This window comes from Rhodococcus sp. IEGM 1354, assembly GCF_030056855.1.
GTDB lineage: Bacteria > Actinomycetota > Actinomycetes > Mycobacteriales > Mycobacteriaceae > Rhodococcoides.
On record NZ_JASHKT010000006.1, the window covers coordinates 69,732 to 87,962 of the forward strand.

The following is an 18,231-nucleotide window of genomic DNA, read 5'->3' on the forward strand; positions in this document are numbered from 1 at the left end:
TATGTCGAGCGTGAGTGCTGACATTGACGAATCGATGGTTCGTCCCCGGGTGGTCTCCACCGCGTACTGGTTGTGGTTGGCGTCGGCAGTGATGCTGATCGTCGTCTGCATGATCGCGCTCACGTTGCCCGTCGATCAGATCCGCGCGTCGTTCACCGACGGCGGTGCGAGCGACGAACAGATCGACTCGTTTCTGACCGTGTTCCGAGGTCTCGGTGTCATCTTCGGCGTGGTCGGCCTGGCAGTGGGGTTGATGTCGGGCCCCGTCCGAGGTGGCGACCGACGGTTCCGACGGGCGTTGGTGGCGCTGTCCGGGGCGACTGCGCTGCTGTCGACCTTCGCCGCGCTGGTCTTCCCGTTCGTGTTGCTGATCATCACGATCGCACTGGTCGTTGCATCGGTGCTGGTGTATCGCCCGTCGGCGCGAGAGTGGTTCGTCCGTGAGCAATGATCTCGGCGGCACCGACCCCGTTCTGTTCCACGAGCCCGGTGGCCGTTGGCGCGCTCTGCTGTGGGGTCCCGCGTTCTGTCTGGTGGTGCTCGCGGTCGAGCTGGCGTCGGGACCGGTGATCCACTGGTTCGCCCTGGCGCTGTTCTCGCTGATTCTCGTCGGACTGACCTACGTACAGCTCCGCGCGGCCCGCATGCATGTCAGCGTCGAGCTGACCACCCGGCAGCTGCGCCAGGGGACCGAAACCGTCGACGTCGCCGAGATCACGGAAATCTTCCCGCCCGCCGAGTACGAGGACGGCGAATACGAGCCGAAGAAGTGGGAAACCGCACGCGTTCTCGGTGAGCTCTCGGGGGTGCCGCGCAAACGGCACGGCATCGGGCTGCGACTGGTCGGCGGCGGTCTGGTGCAAGCGTGGGCGAAGGACGACGACGGTCTACGCGCCGCACTCGAGACGGCGAAGCAGGAGTACGTGTGAGGAAGTCCGTCGGCTGGGTCGAACTGGTCCTCGCGGTGGTCGCGGTGATCTGCGCGGTGGCGTGCTGGAAGGCAGGGGTGCGCACGACCGAATTCGCTGCCGTTCCCGACGTGTCCCCGGCGTACACGGGCACGTTCTATTCGGGGTCGTGGATTGCGGTCGCCGCCCTGGCGGTGATCGTCGGGGGACTGGTTGCCATCGACGGCGTCCGCCGGCTGCTGACCGTCGATCCTCCCCATACCGGGTAGGGGTATCATCGACGGCATGAGCAGCTACAGCGCCGAACAGGACGACCTGCTGAAACGACTGCGTCGCATCGAGGGGCAGGTGGCCGGCATTTCACGCATGGTTGCCGACGACCGGTACTGCATCGACGTTCTCACCCAGGTATCCGCGGTGACGAAGGCGTTGCAGTCCGTCTCGCTGAAGCTGCTCGACGCCCACCTCGCCGGGTGCGTCGTCGACGCCGCGCGGCAGGGCGGTCCCGAAGCAGACGCGAAAGTCAAAGAGGCGTCCGAGGCCATTGCGCGTCTCGTTCGTTCCTGACCAGGCACAGGAGGCAATGACATGCAGACGACCTACTCCGTCGAGGGCATGACGTGCGCGCATTGCGCAGCGTCGGTGAAGGAAGAAGTGTCCGAGGTTCCGGGCGTCACGGGCGTCGATGTGGATGTCGATACCGGAGCCGTCGTGATCAGCAGCGACACGGAACTCGACGCAGCAGCCGTCGACGCCGCGATCGAAGAAGCCGGCTACCGAATCGCGTCCTGACTGCGCCGGCCACCCCTCCGGTGTGTTTATGATCGTGTGATACCGGTCATATCGGGCTGGTGGCCGATCGTCGTCAGGAGTGTGGATGAACAAGCTGGTGTCCAGTTCCGGTGTACTCGCCGCCAGCGTGTTCCTGACGCTGGCATGCTCGACGGGCGCGACGGCACAGGCCGATCCGCTGCCCGACCTGACGGTCACCACCGTGCTCGACGGGCTCGCGAAACCGTGGGATGCCGTGGTTGCCCCCGACGGGACGGTGCTGACCGGCGAGCGAGCGGGGCGATTCGTGATCCGCGATGTCGGCGGCACCACCCGCGATCTCGAAGCGGATCTCGGCGATCTCTACGCGTCGGGCGAGACAGGCCTGATGGGGATCGCACTGGCCACGGACTTCGCCACATCGAGGACCATCTACACCTGCCAGGGCGTGCAGGGGCAGGGAACAGGTGCCGGCAGTGCGGGCACCGGTAGTGCGGGCGGGGGCACCGACAACCACATCGCCGTGGTGTCGTGGACCGTCGACCCCGCCTGGACCGAGTTGACGCGCACCGGCACACTCGTCGACGACATCCCCGTCGCCGACGGTGGTCGCCACGGCGGGTGCCGCATCTTGGCCCACCCTGACGGCACCCTGTACATCGGGATAGGAGACACGGCATCGCCTTCGGTGCCGCAGGATCGAAACTCGCTGGGCGGCAAGGTGTTGCACATCAACGCCGATGGCTCGGCTGCCTCCGATGCACCCGGCCGAGTCTTCACGCTCGGTCATCGGAACGTGCAGGGGCTCGCGATACGGCCCGGCACCCAGGACATCTACGAGGTGGAGCAGGGCACCACCAGGGACGACGAACTCAACCTGCTGGTCCCCGGCGGCAACTACGGCTACCGGCCGGATCGGCTGCCGTTCGTGTACGACGAGTCGGTGCCGATGACCGATCCCACCCGGGTGCCCGGGGCACGCGCGGCGGTGTGGAGTTCGGGTAGCCCCACGATCGCAACCCCTGGCCTGACCTTTGCGAACGGCGCCGGGTGGGGTTCCTGGAACGGTGCCGCGGTGATGTCGAGTCAACAGGGCGAGAAGCTCGTGTTCCTCAAGCTGTCCGAGGACGGCGCGGACTACGTCGACGAGGCCGACGCCCTGGTGGGTACCTACGGTCGGCTGCGCTCGCTCACCAGCTTCGGAAGCGACGGAGCCTTCCTGCTGACCACCGACAACGGATCCGACGACAAGGTTCTGCTCGTCACCCCCGCTGCCGACTGATGTGCGGCCCCGAGGTCGTCGAGACCGTTCACCGCAGAATCGGACGTAGGGCGCTGTTCGGGTCGTTGGGGGCAGCTGCTCTGACGGTTGCGGCCGGCGGTGCTGCACACGCCGCACCGGCGCTCGCAATGGCGATCCCGGCGGGTCGATTGATCGATCTGACGCACACGTTGAGTCCGACGTTTCCGGTGTGGCCGGGTAACGAACCGTTCTCGATGCACCCGGTCGCCGCCTACGAGCGGGGCGGCTTTCTGGTCAACAAGCTCTCGTACTACGAGCACACGGGCACGCACATCGATGCCCCCGCGCATCGAGTGCGCGGCGGTGCGACGGCCGACATCCTGCCGCTGGAAGACCTGATCGCCCCGCTGGTCGTGCTGGACATCTCCGCGCGGGCCGCGTCGGATCCGGAATCGGTCGTGACGACCGAGGACATCGCCCGGTGGGAGCGCGAGCACGGACGGATACCCGATCGCGCACTGGTGGTCATGCACAGTCGATGGCAGGACCGGCTCGCCGAACGTGCCGCTCCCGGGTTCGGCGGTGACGCGGCACGGATGCTGGTGCGCGAGCGCAACGTCGTCGGAATCGGGGTAGACACGCTCAGTCTCGATCGGATGAGCGACCGCGACTATCCAGCGCACACAGCGGTACTCGGCGCGGGCCGATACGGAGTGGAGGCACTGGCGAATCTGGATGCCGTGCCCCCGGCAGGGGCCACGGTCGTCGTCGGCGCACCGAAGCACGCGGGCGCGACCGGTGGTCCCTGCCGGGTCTTCGCGATCTCTCCCGGCTGACCCCCGACTACGCGTCAGTGCGCGTGGCTGGGGTTTCCGGCCGGTTCTTCCTCGGTACCCGCTCCGGGCTCGCCGAGCATCGCGGCACCGACGAGAGCCTCGGGCACGCCGAAGCCGTCGACCAGCAACTCCGCATGCGGACGCAGGGTGCGGCACCGCTCGTTGATCGCGCGAGTCACTGCCTTGGAGCGCTCGGTGGACAGGTAGCGATGCTCGATGAACCAGGCCTTGTCGTCCTCGATCACCGACAGGGCGTAGAGATCGCAGACCTCCTCGAGCAGGTCCTTGGTGGTCTCGTCCTCGCACGACTCGATGCCGGCGATGAAGGCCTCGAAGATGATGCGGTCGATGTGGGCGCTCGCAGCGTGCAGAACGTGGTCCTGTACCGCGTTGAACGCGTCGAACGAACTGCTCTCCTTCGACTTCGACTGCAGACGGCGCGCGACCGTGGACAGCAGATACTCCTCACGATCCTCGAACATCTTGACCTGGGTGCCGCGATTGAACAGCGACCCCTCCTCTTCGTTGTCCTGACGCCGATCGAGGATGGTCTGCATGATCGCCTGCGCCGCAGTGCGTTTGACGACGCGATCGCCGACCATGTCGGCTGCGAACTTGACCCACTCGACCGGGCTCATCGACTTCACGTCGTCGGCGTACGCGGTGAGCAGTTCCTTGGCCACCAGCTGCGTGAGCACGTGGTTGTCACCCTCGAAGGTGGTGAACACATCGGTGTCGGCCTTGAGTGAGATCAGCCGGTTCTCGGCCAGGTAGCCCGCGCCGCCACATGCCTCGCGTGCTTCCTGGATCGCGGCAGTGGCGTGCCAGGTATTGGCGGCTTTGAGGCCGGCGGCACGCGACTCGAGCTCGCGCTGCTCCTCGGCATCCGGGTTGTCCGCAGTCTGCAGCTCGTGCATCTTCGACACCAGCTCGTTCTGCGCGAACTGCAGAGCGTACGACTTGGCGATGAGCGGGAAGAGTCGACGCTGATGCACCAGGTAGTCCATGATCAGCACTTCCTGATCGGAGCCGGGGGCAGCGAACTGCCTGCGCTGCAACGCATATCGCGTCGCGATGTCGAGGGCGACACGAGCTGCGGCCGCAGCGCTGCCACCGACTGTGACGCGCCCGCGGATCAACGTGCCGAGCATCGTGAAGAACCGCCTGGACGGATTCTCGATGGGGGAGGTGTACGTGCCGTCGGCAGAGACGTCGGCGTACTTGTTGAGCAGGTTGTCCCGCGGAATGCGGACGTGGTCGAACATCAGTCGGCCGTTGTCCACGCCGGGGAGTCCGCCCTTGTACTGACAATCCGAGGTCGTCACGCCGGGGAGGTCGTCGCCGTTCTCGTCCCGCAGCGGTACGAAGAAGCAGTGCACGCCGTGGCCCTCGGGCTCTTCGCCCGGCCCTGCGGTGATCAGCTGCGCGAAGACGGCAGCGACGGTCGCAGTCTCGGCGGCACCACCGATGTAGTCCTTGCGGGAGGACGGAGTGGGTGAGTTGATCACGAACTCGTCGGTCTTCGGGTCGTACGTCGCCGTCGTCTCGAGAGACTGCACGTCACTGCCGTGTCCGGTCTCCGTCATGGCGAAGCAACCCAGCAACTCGAGGTTGATGATCTTCGGTACGTATGCCTTGTGGTGCCGCTCGGTACCCAGATTCTCGATGGCACCGCCGAACAGTCCCCACTGGACCCCTGCCTTGACCATCAACGACAGGTCGCTCATCGCGAGCATTTCGATCATCGTCACCGCGGCACCGACGTCTCCGGTACCGCCGTGTTCCTTCTTGAAGCCGTTGTCGGCAGCCCCGGCCGCGGCGAGAAGCTTGAGCTGTTCGAGCGCCTTGGTGCGGGCGATGACGGTGTTCGGTGTGTAATGCGGGCGGAACTCGTCGCGCGCGAGTTGCTTGCGCGCCTCGTTCTTCACATCACGCCAGCGGCCGTCCAGAGTGTTCCGAAGGTGATCCGTTGTGGTTGCCATACTCGACGGTAACCTTTTGCCGCGGCCCATGAGGCCCGGAACTTCAGACCGGCCAGACGAATTCTCGGAACACGGCTCGGAAGGTCCGCCAGAAGCCGGATCTGCCGTAGGGACCGTCGTGGAACAGCGACGCGCAATTGTCTTCCATGGCCCTGGTCACCAGGGGACTGAAGTCGGTGAACTCGCAGATCAGGAACTCTTTGAAGCCCGTCGGCCACGCCTGCTGAGCCGGTTCGTGTTGTGCCTCCACGGGGACGAGTGTAATCCAGCGGTAACACCGGTGTTACAAATCCCACTCACTTCAGCAGAGCAAAAGCTTCCTGCGCAACGAGGAATGCGTAGCTGGACGGGATCAGGTCGATGGCTCCGTCCGCCCGGAACTGCTCGGTGACGATCCAGTCCTGCCCCGAGGCGTCGGTGGCCAGGAACGCCGCGGCCAGGTCGCCGGGAGCGTTACCGCCTTTGAAGCCGGAGTAGGGCCACTGCGCGGGATCGAGCTGCACACCCGGGGTGATGGCCAGGATGCGACGGTTCTCCTCCGCCGACGGGCCGGTCGCCAGGTAGCCCACCGCCGCACACACGTCCTGTGCGTTGGCAAACCACTCCACGCCGTCGGCCGATGCCGGGTTGTCGAGAAAGTTCTCGAAGTCGATGTCCAGCGGCCGGGAATCGGCTTCCGCGAGGATCTGCTCGCGTCCGTCGGCATCCGCGTCCGCCCATTCGGAACGAAGATTCGGGTTACCGAACCCGATGACGAAGAACTGTCGGGTATCCATCATCGGCGTCATTGCAGAGGGATCGTGATGACCCATCGTGGCGAGCTGAGCCTCGACGCGGTCCCGACCGAGGCGTTCCATCAGCAGATCGGTGGCGGTGTTGTCGGACAGCGAGATCATCTTCTCCGCGGCTTCGCGCACCGACACCGTCGTGCCATCGGGGCGATTCTGCAATTCGCCCGACGGCGCACTCTTGTTCTCGTCGCGGATGATCAGCTGCTCGTTCCATCGCACGCTGCCTGCCTCGATCTCGTCGGTCAGAGCGCCGAGAACGTACAGCTTGAACACCGATCCCAGCGGGAGCATCGCGTCGGCATTGACCGAGTACACGGACTCGCACTCACCGCCGTTCAGACGAGACGCGCTGTAGGAGTAGTTCGGAGCCACCTTCGACAGGGCGGCGTCGAGCTCGTCGAACGACGAGATCGCCGGAGTTTCCGGGCTGGCCAGAATGCCGTCGAGCGTGCCGTCGGCACCGAGGGAGGTGGTGATCGTGGCCGGAATACCGTCGGCGGTGAAGCGAAGGACGGCGCCGTCCGGTCCTTCCTCGAAGCCCGTCGCCACGTTCGGCGCGCCGGCGCGCAACTGCTCGAGAGGGGTGACGAGCCCGCCCATCGGCTCGAGTGCTGCCGCCAGCTCCGGGCCCGTCACGGCGTTCACCGCTGCCGGATCCGGGGCGGCGTCGGCATTGATCCACTGCACGATCCGGTCGTTGATCGCGCCCAGCGGCGTCGAGGTGTCGATCGCGAACGCCGGTGCGGTGGTGGTCGTGGGCGTCGGCGTTTCGGACGGTCCCCCGCAGGCGGACAGCGTCAGAGTTACGGCCACGACCACCCCTGCCAGTCTCGTCACGGTGCGCGTCGTCATGTCGCAATGCTAAAGGATTCGGACATTTCGCCACCCGCCCAGTCTCGGTACGGCCGGTCGGGTGCTGTGGCAGTGTGCTCTGGCGTGCTGACTTCAGACGACGTCCGTCGAATAGATTCCGAGCATCTCTGGCATCCCTACAGCGGGTTTCCGTCGACGACGACACCGTTGGTCGTCGACAGCGCGTCCGGGGTTCGACTGACGTTGGCCGACGGCCGCCGGCTCGTCGACGGAATGAGTTCGTGGTGGGCGGCGGTGCACGGCTACCGGCATCCGGTGCTCGACGCGGCAGCGCGAGACCAGCTCGACCGTATGAGTCATGTGATGTTCGGGGGCCTCACCCACGTGCCGGCGGCGAGATTGGCGGAGCTGCTGGTCTCGATCACGCCGGCCGGGCTGGACAAGGTGTTCCTCGCGGATTCCGGGTCCGTGTCCGTCGAAGTCGCGGTGAAGATGGCAGTGCAGTACTGGCGTGGGCGGGGTGAGAGCGGGCGAACGAAGTTGCTGACGTGGCGGGGCGGCTATCACGGGGACACGTTCGCGCCGATGAGTGTCTGCGATCCGGACGGTGGGATGCACAGGATCTGGACCGGTGTGCTGGCGCAGCAGGTGTTCGCGCCCGCGCCACCCGCCGCGTCCGATGCGGCGGGTATCGCCGCCTACGTCGCCGAGTTCGAGCAGGTGCTCGCGGCGCACGCGAACGACGTGGCCGCGATCATCGTCGAGCCGATCGTGCAGGGTGCAGGCGGAATGCGCTTCCACCACGCACGCGTGTTGGTCGAACTGCGCCGGCTGGCGGACGAGTACGGCGTGCTGTTGATATTCGACGAGATCGCTACCGGGTTCGGCCGCACCGGTGAGCTGTTCGCCGCCGATCACGCGGGCATCGCACCCGACATCATGTGCGTCGGCAAGGCGTTGACCGGCGGCTACATGACGCTGGCGGCGACGCTGTGCACCAACGAGGTGGCCGAGACGGTCTCGAGCAGTGAGGCGGGCGGCCTGATGCACGGGCCGACGTTCATGGGCAATCCACTGGCATGTGCGATTGCGGTGGCGTCGGTGGAGCTGCTGCTCTCGCGCGACTGGCGTGCCGAGGTCACCGCCGTGGCAGACGTGCTGACAGCGCGGCTGGAGCCGGCCCGGTTGCTCCCGGGCGTCGCCGACGTGCGGGTGCTCGGCGGAATCGGGGTGATCGAACTGGCCGGAGCGGTCGACATGGCACGTGCGACGGTCGTGGCAGTGGACGCGGGTGTATGGCTGCGGCCGTTCGGCAGGTTGGTCTATGCGATGCCGCCGTATGTCTGTACCGAGGCGGATGTGGCAGCCATTGCCGATGCCATGGTGGCGGTGGCGGTGGCGCACGACCATGCTTGAACACCCATACTTGAACGCTGTTCAAGTATGGTCGTGGACATGAGTGCACTCGATTGGCTCGACGCCGCCGCATACGACCGTCGCGCGGCCGGGCTCGAGCGCGTCGTCCACGCTCGTAGTCCCGAGGATTCGTCACTCGACCTGGCCTCGAACGACTACCTCGGTCTGTCTCGTCATCCGCACGTCGTCGACGCGGCCTGCGCGGCCACGCGTCGGTGGGGAGCAGGGTCCACCGGATCTCGGCTGGTCACCGGCACGACCACCGCCCACGAACAGCTCGAGCAGGACCTTGCCGACTTCGTCGGTGCCGAGACCGGACTGGTCTTCTCGTCCGGCTACACCGCCAATCTCGGAGTCGTCACCGCGCTCGCCGACCGCGACTCCGTGGTGATCTCGGACGCCGCGTCGCATGCGTCGTTGATCGATGCCTGCCGTCTGTCTCGGGCGCGGGTGGCCGTGGCTCGGCATCGCGATGTCGAGCACGTCGAGCAGTTACTGCGCGAACGAACGGAATCCCGCGCGCTCGTGGTGACCGACTCGATCTTCAGTGCCGACGGCGACCTCGCGCCGCTGCACGAGCTGTACGCGGCCTGCCGGCGATGGAACGCGGTGCTGATCGTCGACGAAGCCCACGGGCTGGGCGTCCGAGGTGACGGTGGACGCGGTGCCGTGCACGACGCCGGTGTGGCTGGACTGCCGGACCTGGTGATCACCGCGACGCTGTCCAAAGCACTGGGATCGCAGGGCGGGGTGGTGCTCGGGCCGGCTTCGGTGCGGCACCAGGTGCTGCACAGTGCGCGCAGCTTCGTCTTCGATACCGCGCTCGCCCCGGCTGCGGTCGGCGCGGCATCGGCAGCGCTGGCGATGCTGCGCAGCGAACCCGATCGGGTCGCTGCGATCGGTCGGCGGGCAGGGCAATTGGCGGCGGCCGCCGGGGTATCGCCGACGGCGTCGGCAGTGGTTCCGGTAGTACTCGGCGACGCCGTGCGTGCCGTCCGCGCGGCCGGGGAGTGTCTGAACCTGGGCGTGCGCGTCGGGTGCTTTCGGCCGCCGTCGGTTCCTTCGAACGCATCTCGGCTGCGATTGACCGCACGAGCCGACCTCAGCGACGTCGATATCGACCGTGCCACGTCCGTTCTCTCGACGGTGTTGCGTGCGGCGGTATCGGGATGACGGTTCTTCTCGTCACCGGAACGTCGACCGGCGTCGGCAAGACGGTGGTGACCGCGGCGCTCGCGGCCGCCGCCCGGGCACATGGACGGACGGTGGCGGTGTGCAAACCGGCACAGACCGGAGTCGGTGACGACTGCCTGGGCGAGTCGGATATCGATGTGGTGGAACGTCTTTCGGGAGTCCGCGGAATCGAGCTGGCGCGATACCCCGAGCCACTCGCGCCCGATGTCGCAGCACGCCGTTCGGGTCGGTCGATGCTCGAACTCGACCACGTCGCCGATGCGGTGCGAGTGCTCGACGAGGCCCACGATCTCGTGGTGGTCGAGGGTGCGGGCGGGGTAGCGGTGCGCCTGGGCACCGGCGGGTTCACCGCACTCGATGTCGCCGGTGCCGTCGGCGCATCGGTCCTGATCGTGGCAGGGGCAGAGCTGGGGACGCTCAATCACAGCGCGCTGACCGTTGCCGCGGTGCGCGCAGCGGGTGTGCCATGTGCGGGGCTGGCGATCGGATCGTGGCCGGCGGAACCCGATCTGGCGGCAAGGGTCAACATGGAGGAATTACCGCTCGTGACGGGCGTCGAGCTGGTGGCGTGTGTGCCGGACGGGGCCGCTGCGCTGGACGAGAAGGATTTCGGTGCGCTCGCCTGCGCGATGTTCGGCGAGTTTGCCTACTCATTACTCGGGTAACCGGCTGGGAACGTCTGCCACTCCGGCAGTCGGAACAGATCGGGAGTTCCATCATGAGCACCGCAGTGTGGATCATCGTTGCAGTAGTCGTCGTAGTGTTGGTCGTTGCCGTCGCCCTGGTTGTGGCACGCAAGGGCAAAGAGCGAAAGAGGCTGGAAGCGAACGACCTTCGCGAGAAGGCGGCCGATCAAGCGGCCATCGTCGAGGAGCGTGAACTGCAGGCCCGCGAGAGCGAGGCCAAGGCACGCCGCGCCCAGGCGGAGGCGGACGTCAAAGCCGCCGAGGCCGAGAAACTTGCTCAACAAGCCCAGTCTCACCAGGGAGTCGCCGCGGCATCACGCGACGAAGTGAACTCACAGTTCGAGCGCGCGAACCACATCGATCCAGATGTGAAGAGCGACCGAAAGATGACCGGTGACCAAAACAGCGGCCGCGACGCGAGCACGGACCGGGGCACGAGTGCCCATCACAACGCGACTGTCGATCGGAACGCGGCTGTCGATCGGAACGCGAGCAGCGACCGGACCGAGGCAGGACAGCCTGGCGTGACCGGTAACCCGGATCTGCCCCCGACGGCAGCCCGGCACGAGCGGAACTAGCTCGTAGAGGTATTGGGCAGTTCGAGTTCGACCACGTCGTTCTCGCCCAGGTTCGGACGCTCGCGGGTGATCTTCGCCTTGGCGTAGGCCAGCAGGGTCGACACCTTCGAGCCCGGGGTGGACCAGTACTCGGCACCCTCGGCGGCCACGTGGATCAAAGCGACCTCACGCGAATCGGGGTTCTTCTCGAACCACGCGGCCGCCCGAGAATTCCACAGCTCCTCCGCCTTGGCCTTGTTCTCCACGACCGCAGCAGTACCGGACAGGGACACCCAGCCCTGACCGGACTGGAACGAGACGTTGACCGTCGGGTTCGCCGCGATGTCGGCCACCTTTCGGGAATCCTGGGCTGCGAAGAACCACAGGTCGCCATCGAACTCGGCCTCCTGCAGTGCCATCGGGCGCGAAATGAGGTGGCCGTCTCGGCCCACCGTGGTGAACATGCAGAGTCCGGCTTCGGACATCAATTCGGCGACCTTGGTGACGCCATCGGTGTTTGTCATCGAAAGTAAATACCCGGGGCCAGGGTGTTCAATCGCCGTAACCGGGCCGACTCCCCGTTTCGGCAATTATTACGCCCTGTAGTTGGTGATTTCGCAGAACCTGGGACACTGGAAGTCGTGACTGTTCCTGACGGCAACGACGCCCCCGTATCGGCCCAACTCTTCGCCCGCGCGAGCACAGTGATTCCAGGTGGCGTCAACTCTCCGGTGCGTGCGTTCGCATCGGTCGGCGGCACTCCACGCTTCATCACGCAGGCCAGCGGATACACGATGACCGACGCGGACGGAAAGTCCTACGTCGACCTCATCTCGTCCTGGGGTCCGATGATCCACGGACACGCGCATCCGGCCATCGTCGAGGCCGTGCAGAAGGCGGCCGCAACCGGGCTGTCGTTCGGCGCACCCACCGAGCGCGAAATCGAACTCGCCGAGGAAATCGTGCGCCGCGTCGGCCCCGTCGACCAGGTTCGCCTTGTGAATTCGGGCACAGAGGCCACGATGAGCGCGGTGCGTCTGGCTCGCGGATTCACCGGCCGCACCAAGATCCTGAAGTTCTCCGGCTGCTACCACGGCCATGTCGATGCGTTGCTCGCCGACGCCGGTTCGGGACTGGCCACCTTCGGACTGCCGACGTCACCCGGAGTGACCGGCGCTCAGGCGTCGGACACCATCGTCGTTCCCTACAACGACCTCGACGCCGTCACCGCCGCGTTCGACGCCAATCCCGGCGAGATCGCGTGCATCATCACCGAAGCGGCCGCGGGCAACATGGGCGCGATTCCGCCGGTCACCGGCTTCAACGAGGGCCTACGCCGACTCGCGACCGAGCGCGGCGCGTTGCTGATCATGGACGAGGTGATGACCGGATTCCGTGTCAGCGCCGCAGGCTGGTACGGCATCGACGGTGTCGCCGGCGACCTCTACACCTTCGGCAAGGTCATGTCCGGTGGGCTGCCGGCCGCAGCATTCGGTGGCCGTGCAGACATCATGGCCTACCTCGCACCGGCCGGACCGGTGTACCAGGCGGGCACCCTCAGCGGAAACCCCGTCGCCGTCGCTGCCGGCCTGACGAGCCTGCAACTGGCCGACGCCGCCGTCTACGAGAAGCTGCAGACCAACTCGCAGCGACTCGGAACACTGCTCGGCGACGCTCTCACCGCCGAAGGCGTCGACCACCACGTGCAGTTCGCGGGCACTATGGTGAGTGTGTTCTTCGCCGATGGACCCGTCATCGACTACGCGCAGGCCAAGGCTGCCCAGACGTGGCGCTACCCGGCGTTCTTTCACGCGTTCCTCTCTCGCGGGGTGTACCCGCCGCCGAGCGCTTTCGAGGCATGGTTCGTCTCGGCTGCTCTCGACGACAGAGCTTTCGAGATCATCGCCGACGCGGCCCCGGCTGCCGCGAAGGCTGCGGCATCCGCTGTAGCACCACTGTGACGTCCACTCAGAAGTGATCACCACCCGACTAGCGAGAAACAGGACCCCGACGTGACCGAGGCCCCCGCAACACATCCGCACTCGACGACGCGCACCATCGTGCACGTCCTCCGGCACGGCGAGGTGCACAACCCCAAGGGCATCCTCTACGGGCGGTTGCCCGGCTTCAAGCTGTCGGTCACCGGCCAGTCCCAGGCCAAGGCCGTCGCAGATGCGCTCGCCGGCCACGACATCACCCACGTCGTCGCGTCGCCGTTGCAACGCGCCCAGGAGACGGCTGCCCCGATCGCGGCAGCCCACGGCCTGACGGTGTCCGAGGACGAGAACCTCATCGAGGCCGGCAACGAATTCGAGGGACTGCGCGTTGCTGTGGGCGACGGAGCCCTGCGCCGGCCTAGGCACTGGTGGAAGCTGCGCGACCCGTTCACCCCGTCCTGGGGCGAGCCGTACCTGCAGATCGCGCACCGCATGCTCGCCGCCGTCAACGCGGCCCGCGTCGCTGCCGTCGGGCACGAGGCGGTCTGCGTGAGCCATCAACTTCCGGTCTGGACGCTGCGTCGGTTCCTCCAGGGCGACCGGCTCTGGCACGACCCGCGTAATCGCCAGTGCGGACTCGCGTCGCTGACGTCACTGGTCTACGAGGGCGATCAGCTCGTCGACCTCGTCTACTCCGAGCCAGCGGGAGCGTCCGACCCGAGGATCACCGGTGCGTAGATTACTGCTCGCGGTTGCCGCAGTGGCCCTCGTCGCCGGCTGTTCGACCGGCACCGACGCGGTTGCTCAGGGCGGTACCTTCCAGTTCGTCTCGCCGGGCGGCAAGACCGACATCTTCTACGATCCGCCGTCCGACCGCGGTGCCCTCGGCGAACTCTCCGGGCCCGACCTGATGACCGAGGGCAAGACGACCTCGCTGTCGGACTACGACGGTGACGTCGTCGTCCTCAATGTCTGGGGTCAGTGGTGCGGACCGTGCCGCGGAGAAGCGGACGACCTCGAGAAGGTCTACGAGGCCACCAAGGCCTCCGGCGTCGAATTCCTCGGCATCAACGTGCGCGACGAATCACAAACCGCAGCACAGGATTTCGTCGTGAGCAACAACGTCACGTACTCCTCGATCTACGACCCGCCGATGCGCACCCTCACCGCGCTCGGTGGCGTTCCCACCTCCGTCATTCCGACGACCATCGTGCTCGACCGGCAGCATCGCGTCGCGGCAGTGTTCCTGCGTGAGCTGCTCGCCGACGACCTGCAGCCCGTCGTCGAACGGATAGCAGCCGAGGAGCAAGTGCAGCCGTGACCGAGACGATGTACCTCGCCGGGATAGGCGCGAGTTTCCAGGAAGCTGCGGCCTCCGGGCCGCTGCTGCTGGCCCTCGGTGCCTGCGTCCTGGCCGGGCTCGTCTCCTTCGCGTCACCGTGCGTCGTACCGCTGGTTCCGGGATATTTGTCGTACCTCGCCGGGGTCGTCGGAGCCGACGCTCCCGCGGTCAGCGCCGACGAAGCGGCCGTCAAGACGAAGGTGCGCAGCGGTCGCCTGCGCGTCGCCGGAGCCGCGGGACTGTTCGTTCTCGGATTCACGGTCGTGTTCGTTCTCGCCACCGCGTCGGTGTTCGGCGCAATTTCGGTACTGGCGATCAACCGCGAACTGCTCATGCGTATCGGCGGCGTCGTCACCATCGCCATGGGCCTGGTGTTCGTCGGACTGATCCCTGCACTTCAGCGCGATGTGCGGTTCGAGCCGAAGCAGATCGGCTCCCTCGCTGGAGCGCCCTTGCTCGGGGGAGTGTTCGCACTTGGCTGGACCCCGTGCCTCGGACCCACCCTCGCCGGCGTCATCTCGCTCGCCGCAGGCACCGACGGTGCGACTGCTGCGCGCGGAGTCACCCTCATCGTGGCGTACTGCCTCGGTCTCGGATTGCCGTTCGTGATCCTCGCGTTCGGCTCGGTCAGCGCGCTGCGAGGCGTCGGCTGGCTACGTACACACGCACGACAGATACAGGTGTTCGGCGGAATCATGTTGATAGCGGTAGGAATTGCACTGGTAACCGGTGCCTGGGATCAATTCGTCGGCTGGGTACGCGACGCCTTCGTCTCCGATGTGGTGTTGCCGATATGACCGCCGAGACCGAGGAGCGGACAGAAGCGTCGCCGCCGCACAAGCAGTCCGTACTCGGTAAGGCCGTGGCCGTGGTGCGCAACACCTGGCGCGGGCTCACCAGTATGCGGACCGCACTGGTTCTGCTGTTCCTGCTGGCGTTCGCCGCCGTGCCCGGAGCCCTGGTACCGCAACGCAGCCTCAACGCGGGCAAGGTCGACCAATACATCGCGGACCGCCCGACCCTCGGTCCGATCATGGACAAGCTCGAACTGTTCGACGTGTTCGGCAGCTTCTGGTTCACCGCGATCTACGCGCTGCTGTTCATCTCTCTGATCGGCTGCATTCTGCCGCGGTGCATCGAGCACGCAAAGCAGTTGCGTACCAAGCCCGTTCGCGCGCCGCGGAACCTCTCGCGCCTGCCGCACCACACCCGGTACGACGTCGACGGCGCACCCGAGGAGATCGCAGCTCAGGTCCGCACTCAGCTGCGTGGGTGGCGCGTCGCGCAACGGTCCGAGGGCAGCGGGGCAGTGACGCTCTCGGCGGAGAAGGGCTACGTTCGCGAACTCGGCAACCTCGTGTTCCACCTCTCGCTCGTCGGACTGTTGGCCGCGATCGCCATGGGCAAGCTGCTCGGCTACGAGGGAAACCGCATCGTCATCGCCGACGACGGCCCCGGATTCTGCACCTCCACGCCTGCCAACTACGACTCGTTCCGGGCGGGCAATCTCGTCGATGGCACCGACCTCGAGCCGTTGTGCTTGCGCGTCAAGGACTTTCAGGCGGACTACCTCGACAACGGCCAGGCGGAAATGTTCACCTCGAACATCCAATACCAGGCCGGCGACGACCTGACGAACAACGACTGGCAGGACGACCGACTGCAGGTCAACCATCCGCTGCGGGTCGCGGGCGACCGCGTCTACCTGCAGGGCCACGGCTATGCGCCCACCTTCACGGTGACGTTCCCGAACGGCGAGACCCGCACCGACACCATCCAATGGCAGCCGACGGACGCGACCACATTCCTCTCCAGCGGGGTTCTGCGAGTCGACCCACCCGGTGGCCTCTACCCCGACGCGTTGGACCGGCGTAAGAACCAGATCGCGATCGAAGGACTGTTCGCGCCGACGGCGTCGTTCCACGGCAGTCTGCTGTCGTCGAGCTTCCCGGCGATGAACGACCCGGCCGTCGCCATCGACATCTACAAAGGTGACACCGGACTCGACACCGGACTCCCGCAGTCCATCTTCTCGCTCGATCAGGAAATGATCGCCCAGGGCAGGCTCGTCAAGCAGGACCGCGTCAACCTCATGCCCGGGGAATCGGCCACACTCAGCGACGGCACAGTCGTCAGATTCGACGGGGCGAAGGAATTCGTCAACCTGCAGGTCTCGCACGACCCGGCTCAGACCTGGGTCCTGGTGTTCGCGCTGACGATGATGGGCGGACTGCTCGTCTCACTGGTGATCAAACGTCGCAGAATCTGGGTCCGACTCACCGCCGCCGACGACTCACGACGTACTGTAGTAGAACTCGGCGGACTTGCACGCACCGATCAGGCGGGGTGGGGCGAAGAGTTCGACCGCCTGTGCACCCGCCTGCTCGGCGACACCTCGAAACAGGAGAACTGACCGATGCCGATCAACGAGACACTCTCGCAGTACAGCGACTGGTCGTTCGAATCAGCCTTCACCATCTACGTGCTCGCATTCGTCCTGCTCATCGCCCAGTACGCCTCCGCCAAGGCGACGGCCGCCCAGGCCAAGGAGCTCGTCGGTGCCGGAGCCCCCGTGACCGCGTCGCCGCAGGCTGCGTCCTCCGGCCCGGGACGCGTCATCGAGGCACCCAAGCGCCCGCTGTCCGAACGCCTCGCAGGTATGGGCTTCGCGCTGCTCGCACCGGCCCTCGTCCTACACATCGCCTCGGTCGTGCTCCGCGGATTCGCCACCCACCGATTCCCGCTGGGCAACATGTACGAGTTCGTCACCATGGCAACCGCTGCAGCAGCACTGACCTCCGTGGTGGTGCTGCGCAAGAAGACGATGCGCCCGATGCTGGTGTTCGTCCTCGCGCCCATCATCGTGCTGATGTTCTTCGCCGCCACGAAGCTCTACGCCGACGCCGCACCCGTCGTCCCTGCGCTGCGCTCCTACTGGCTGCCCATCCACGTCACCATCGTCAGCGTCGGCAGTGGCATTCTGCTGGTCTCCGGTGTCGCGAGCCTGCTGTTTCTGCTGCGCATCAAACAGCCCCTCGGCGAGGAAAGCGTGGCATTCTGGGGCCGCTTCGCCTCCAAGCTCCCCGACGCCCAAGCCCTCGACCGACTCGCCTACAAGACAACCATCGTCGCCTTCCCTCTGTTCGGAGCCGGAGTCATCCTCGGCGCGATCTGGGCCGAGGCCGCCTGGGGACGCTTCTGGGGTTGGGACCCCAAAGAAACGATGTCGTTCATCACGTGGATCATCTACGCCGCCTACCTGCACGCCCGCGCCACCTCCGGCTGGCGAAACACCCGCGCTGCCTGGATCAACGTCGGTGGATTCACAGCCATGCTGTTCAACCTCTTCATCATCAACATGGTCGTCTCGGGTCTGCACAGCTACGCAGGACTGAACTGACCTCTGCGCGTTCCACACGCTCCGCTGCCGACGCGTAGCTGGTAGCGTCCGATCCGGCTCGATGGGGGAGACATCCGAGCCGGCACTCGATGCGGGACGCACACTGGGGGGAAATCGGTCATGGCCGATCGGCATGGAAACAATTGGCAACCCGTCCGACCGATGGACGACGACGAACCCCCGAACACCCCGGAGTCGGTGGTGAACGAGACCCCGGTTCCCGGATCTGCTGGAGGCGGGGGCGTTTCGGGGGAGTCTCGGGTTTCGGGGGAGCGTGAACCGTTCCGATCCACCCCCATCGCCATGCCGCCCGCCGATGCTCCGAGCCCGACTCCTGTTGTCGCGGCAATGTCGA

The 18,231-nt window shown here is 66.3% G+C and carries 21 protein-coding genes; 17 read left to right on the forward strand and 4 right to left on the reverse strand.

Annotated features, from left to right (window positions below; all coding sequences use genetic code 11):
- Positions 1 to 10 precede the first annotated feature (10 nt).
- The 7 genes from QM588_RS14600 to QM588_RS14630 all read left to right on the forward strand — a co-directional run bounded on the left by QM588_RS14600 (position 11) and on the right by QM588_RS14630 (position 3,758).
- The gene (locus QM588_RS14600; RefSeq protein ID WP_283314293.1) at positions 11 to 451 is read left to right on the forward strand and encodes a hypothetical protein; all 441 of its coding nucleotides are present in this window, start codon (positions 11 to 13) and stop codon (positions 449 to 451) included.
- Positions 441 to 929 carry a hypothetical protein gene (locus QM588_RS14605; RefSeq protein WP_027498343.1) on the forward strand — a complete coding sequence of 163 codons (489 nt, stop codon included), beginning with the start codon at positions 441 to 443 and terminating at the stop codon, positions 927 to 929. Before QM588_RS14600 ends, QM588_RS14605 begins: the two co-directional genes overlap by 11 nt.
- Complete coding sequence (locus tag QM588_RS14610) at positions 926 to 1,177, forward strand: hypothetical protein (RefSeq protein ID WP_283314296.1); 252 nt, start codon at positions 926 to 928, stop codon at positions 1,175 to 1,177. The genes QM588_RS14605 and QM588_RS14610 overlap by 4 nt, the downstream gene beginning before the upstream one ends.
- A gap of 16 nt (positions 1,178 to 1,193) precedes the next feature.
- Complete coding sequence (locus tag QM588_RS14615) at positions 1,194 to 1,475, forward strand: metal-sensitive transcriptional regulator (protein ID WP_027498342.1); 282 nt, start codon at positions 1,194 to 1,196, stop codon at positions 1,473 to 1,475.
- Positions 1,476 to 1,496: 21 nt separating this feature from the next.
- Complete coding sequence (locus QM588_RS14620) at positions 1,497 to 1,700, forward strand: heavy-metal-associated domain-containing protein (RefSeq protein ID WP_283314298.1); 204 nt, start codon at positions 1,497 to 1,499, stop codon at positions 1,698 to 1,700.
- 85 nt (positions 1,701 to 1,785) lie between these two features.
- Positions 1,786 to 2,961 carry a PQQ-dependent sugar dehydrogenase gene (locus tag QM588_RS14625; protein ID WP_283314299.1) on the forward strand — a complete coding sequence of 392 codons (1,176 nt, stop codon included), beginning with the start codon at positions 1,786 to 1,788 and terminating at the stop codon, positions 2,959 to 2,961.
- On the forward strand, positions 2,961 to 3,758 hold the full coding sequence (locus tag QM588_RS14630) for a cyclase family protein (RefSeq protein ID WP_283314301.1): 798 nt from the start codon (positions 2,961 to 2,963) through the stop codon (positions 3,756 to 3,758). The genes QM588_RS14625 and QM588_RS14630 overlap by 1 nt, the downstream gene beginning before the upstream one ends.
- 14 nt (positions 3,759 to 3,772) lie before the next feature.
- Here the strand turns inward: QM588_RS14630 and QM588_RS14635 are convergent, their stop codons facing one another.
- The 3 genes from QM588_RS14635 to QM588_RS14645 are packed head-to-tail and all read right to left on the reverse strand — an operon-like array spanning position 3,773 to position 7,383.
- Positions 3,773 to 5,740, reverse strand: coding sequence for an acyl-CoA dehydrogenase family protein (locus tag QM588_RS14635; RefSeq protein ID WP_283314304.1), 1,968 nt, complete (start codon positions 5,738 to 5,740; stop codon positions 3,773 to 3,775).
- Positions 5,741 to 5,783: 43 nt separating this feature from the next.
- The gene (locus QM588_RS14640; RefSeq protein ID WP_283314305.1) at positions 5,784 to 5,990 is read right to left on the reverse strand and encodes an inositol 2-dehydrogenase; all 207 of its coding nucleotides are present in this window, start codon (positions 5,988 to 5,990) and stop codon (positions 5,784 to 5,786) included.
- A gap of 46 nt (positions 5,991 to 6,036) precedes the next feature.
- On the reverse strand, positions 6,037 to 7,383 hold the full coding sequence (locus QM588_RS14645) for a serine hydrolase (RefSeq protein ID WP_283314307.1): 1,347 nt from the start codon (positions 7,381 to 7,383) through the stop codon (positions 6,037 to 6,039).
- A 72-nt stretch (positions 7,384 to 7,455) separates the two neighbouring features.
- Between QM588_RS14645 and QM588_RS14650 the strand changes: the two genes are divergently transcribed.
- Genes QM588_RS14650 through QM588_RS14665 form a run of 4 tightly spaced genes read left to right on the forward strand, consistent with a single transcriptional unit; the run spans position 7,456 to position 11,218 of the window.
- Entirely contained in the window at positions 7,456 to 8,760 is a 1,305-nt protein-coding gene (locus tag QM588_RS14650) for an adenosylmethionine--8-amino-7-oxononanoate transaminase (RefSeq protein ID WP_283314810.1), read from the forward strand.
- 39 nt (positions 8,761 to 8,799) lie between these two features.
- On the forward strand, positions 8,800 to 9,933 hold the full coding sequence (locus QM588_RS14655; protein ID WP_283314309.1) for an 8-amino-7-oxononanoate synthase: 1,134 nt from the start codon (positions 8,800 to 8,802) through the stop codon (positions 9,931 to 9,933).
- Complete coding sequence (gene bioD / locus QM588_RS14660) at positions 9,930 to 10,619, forward strand: dethiobiotin synthase (RefSeq protein WP_283314311.1); 690 nt, start codon at positions 9,930 to 9,932, stop codon at positions 10,617 to 10,619. Before QM588_RS14655 ends, bioD begins: the two co-directional genes overlap by 4 nt.
- Before the next feature lie 53 nt (positions 10,620 to 10,672).
- Positions 10,673 to 11,218: a hypothetical protein gene (locus tag QM588_RS14665; protein WP_283314314.1), complete on the forward strand. Its 546-nt coding sequence runs from the start codon at positions 10,673 to 10,675 to the stop codon at positions 11,216 to 11,218.
- Here the strand turns inward: QM588_RS14665 and QM588_RS14670 are convergent.
- Positions 11,215 to 11,721 carry a pyridoxamine 5'-phosphate oxidase family protein gene (locus QM588_RS14670; protein WP_283314315.1) on the reverse strand — a complete coding sequence of 169 codons (507 nt, stop codon included), beginning with the start codon at positions 11,719 to 11,721 and terminating at the stop codon, positions 11,215 to 11,217. The genes QM588_RS14665 and QM588_RS14670 overlap by 4 nt on opposite strands.
- A 117-nt stretch (positions 11,722 to 11,838) precedes the next feature.
- Here QM588_RS14670 and hemL point away from each other — a divergent pair, with 117 nt between their 5' ends.
- Genes hemL through ccsB form a run of 6 tightly spaced genes read left to right on the forward strand, consistent with a single transcriptional unit; the run spans position 11,839 to position 17,876 of the window.
- Entirely contained in the window at positions 11,839 to 13,158 is a 1,320-nt protein-coding gene (gene hemL / locus QM588_RS14675) for a glutamate-1-semialdehyde 2,1-aminomutase (protein WP_283314318.1), read from the forward strand.
- A 51-nt stretch (positions 13,159 to 13,209) separates the two neighbouring features.
- Complete coding sequence (locus tag QM588_RS14680; RefSeq protein ID WP_027498332.1) at positions 13,210 to 13,872, forward strand: histidine phosphatase family protein; 663 nt, start codon at positions 13,210 to 13,212, stop codon at positions 13,870 to 13,872.
- Positions 13,865 to 14,455 (forward strand): TlpA disulfide reductase family protein, encoded by a 591-nt coding sequence (locus QM588_RS14685; RefSeq protein WP_283314321.1) that lies wholly within the window; start codon positions 13,865 to 13,867, stop codon positions 14,453 to 14,455. The genes QM588_RS14680 and QM588_RS14685 overlap by 8 nt, the downstream gene beginning before the upstream one ends.
- Before the next feature lie 8 nt (positions 14,456 to 14,463).
- Positions 14,464 to 15,273, forward strand: coding sequence for a cytochrome c biogenesis CcdA family protein (locus tag QM588_RS14690; RefSeq protein WP_283314812.1), 810 nt, complete (start codon positions 14,464 to 14,466; stop codon positions 15,271 to 15,273).
- Positions 15,270 to 16,889, forward strand: a complete 1,620-nt coding sequence (gene resB / locus QM588_RS14695) for a cytochrome c biogenesis protein ResB (RefSeq protein ID WP_283314323.1) — start codon at positions 15,270 to 15,272, stop codon at positions 16,887 to 16,889. Before QM588_RS14690 ends, resB begins: the two co-directional genes overlap by 4 nt.
- Before the next feature lie 3 nt (positions 16,890 to 16,892).
- Complete coding sequence (ccsB, locus tag QM588_RS14700) at positions 16,893 to 17,876, forward strand: c-type cytochrome biogenesis protein CcsB (RefSeq protein WP_283314324.1); 984 nt, start codon at positions 16,893 to 16,895, stop codon at positions 17,874 to 17,876.
- Positions 17,877 to 18,231: the final 355 nt, after the last annotated feature.

Bases quoted from the DNA above. Each gene is read 5' to 3' on its own strand.
- QM588_RS14655 (WP_283314309.1), top strand. From the start codon at position 8,800: ATGAGTGCACTCGATTGGCTCGACGCCGCCGCATACGACCGTCGCGCG.
- QM588_RS14635 (WP_283314304.1), bottom strand. From the start codon at position 5,740: ATGGCAACCACAACGGATCACCTTCGGAACACTCTGGACGGCCGCTGG.
- QM588_RS14615 (WP_027498342.1), top strand. From the start codon at position 1,194: ATGAGCAGCTACAGCGCCGAACAGGACGACCTGCTGAAACGACTGCGT.
- QM588_RS14665 (WP_283314314.1), top strand. From the start codon at position 10,673: ATGAGCACCGCAGTGTGGATCATCGTTGCAGTAGTCGTCGTAGTGTTG.
- QM588_RS14670 (WP_283314315.1), bottom strand. From the start codon at position 11,721: ATGACAAACACCGATGGCGTCACCAAGGTCGCCGAATTGATGTCCGAA.
- QM588_RS14620 (WP_283314298.1), top strand. From the start codon at position 1,497: ATGCAGACGACCTACTCCGTCGAGGGCATGACGTGCGCGCATTGCGCA.
- bioD (WP_283314311.1), top strand. From the start codon at position 9,930: ATGACGGTTCTTCTCGTCACCGGAACGTCGACCGGCGTCGGCAAGACG.
- QM588_RS14630 (WP_283314301.1), top strand. From the start codon at position 2,961: ATGTGCGGCCCCGAGGTCGTCGAGACCGTTCACCGCAGAATCGGACGT.
- resB (WP_283314323.1), top strand. From the start codon at position 15,270: ATGACCGCCGAGACCGAGGAGCGGACAGAAGCGTCGCCGCCGCACAAG.
- QM588_RS14645 (WP_283314307.1), bottom strand. From the start codon at position 7,383: ATGACGACGCGCACCGTGACGAGACTGGCAGGGGTGGTCGTGGCCGTA.
- QM588_RS14690 (WP_283314812.1), top strand. From the start codon at position 14,464: ATGTACCTCGCCGGGATAGGCGCGAGTTTCCAGGAAGCTGCGGCCTCC.
- ccsB (WP_283314324.1), top strand. From the start codon at position 16,893: ATGCCGATCAACGAGACACTCTCGCAGTACAGCGACTGGTCGTTCGAA.
- QM588_RS14625 (WP_283314299.1), top strand. From the start codon at position 1,786: ATGAACAAGCTGGTGTCCAGTTCCGGTGTACTCGCCGCCAGCGTGTTC.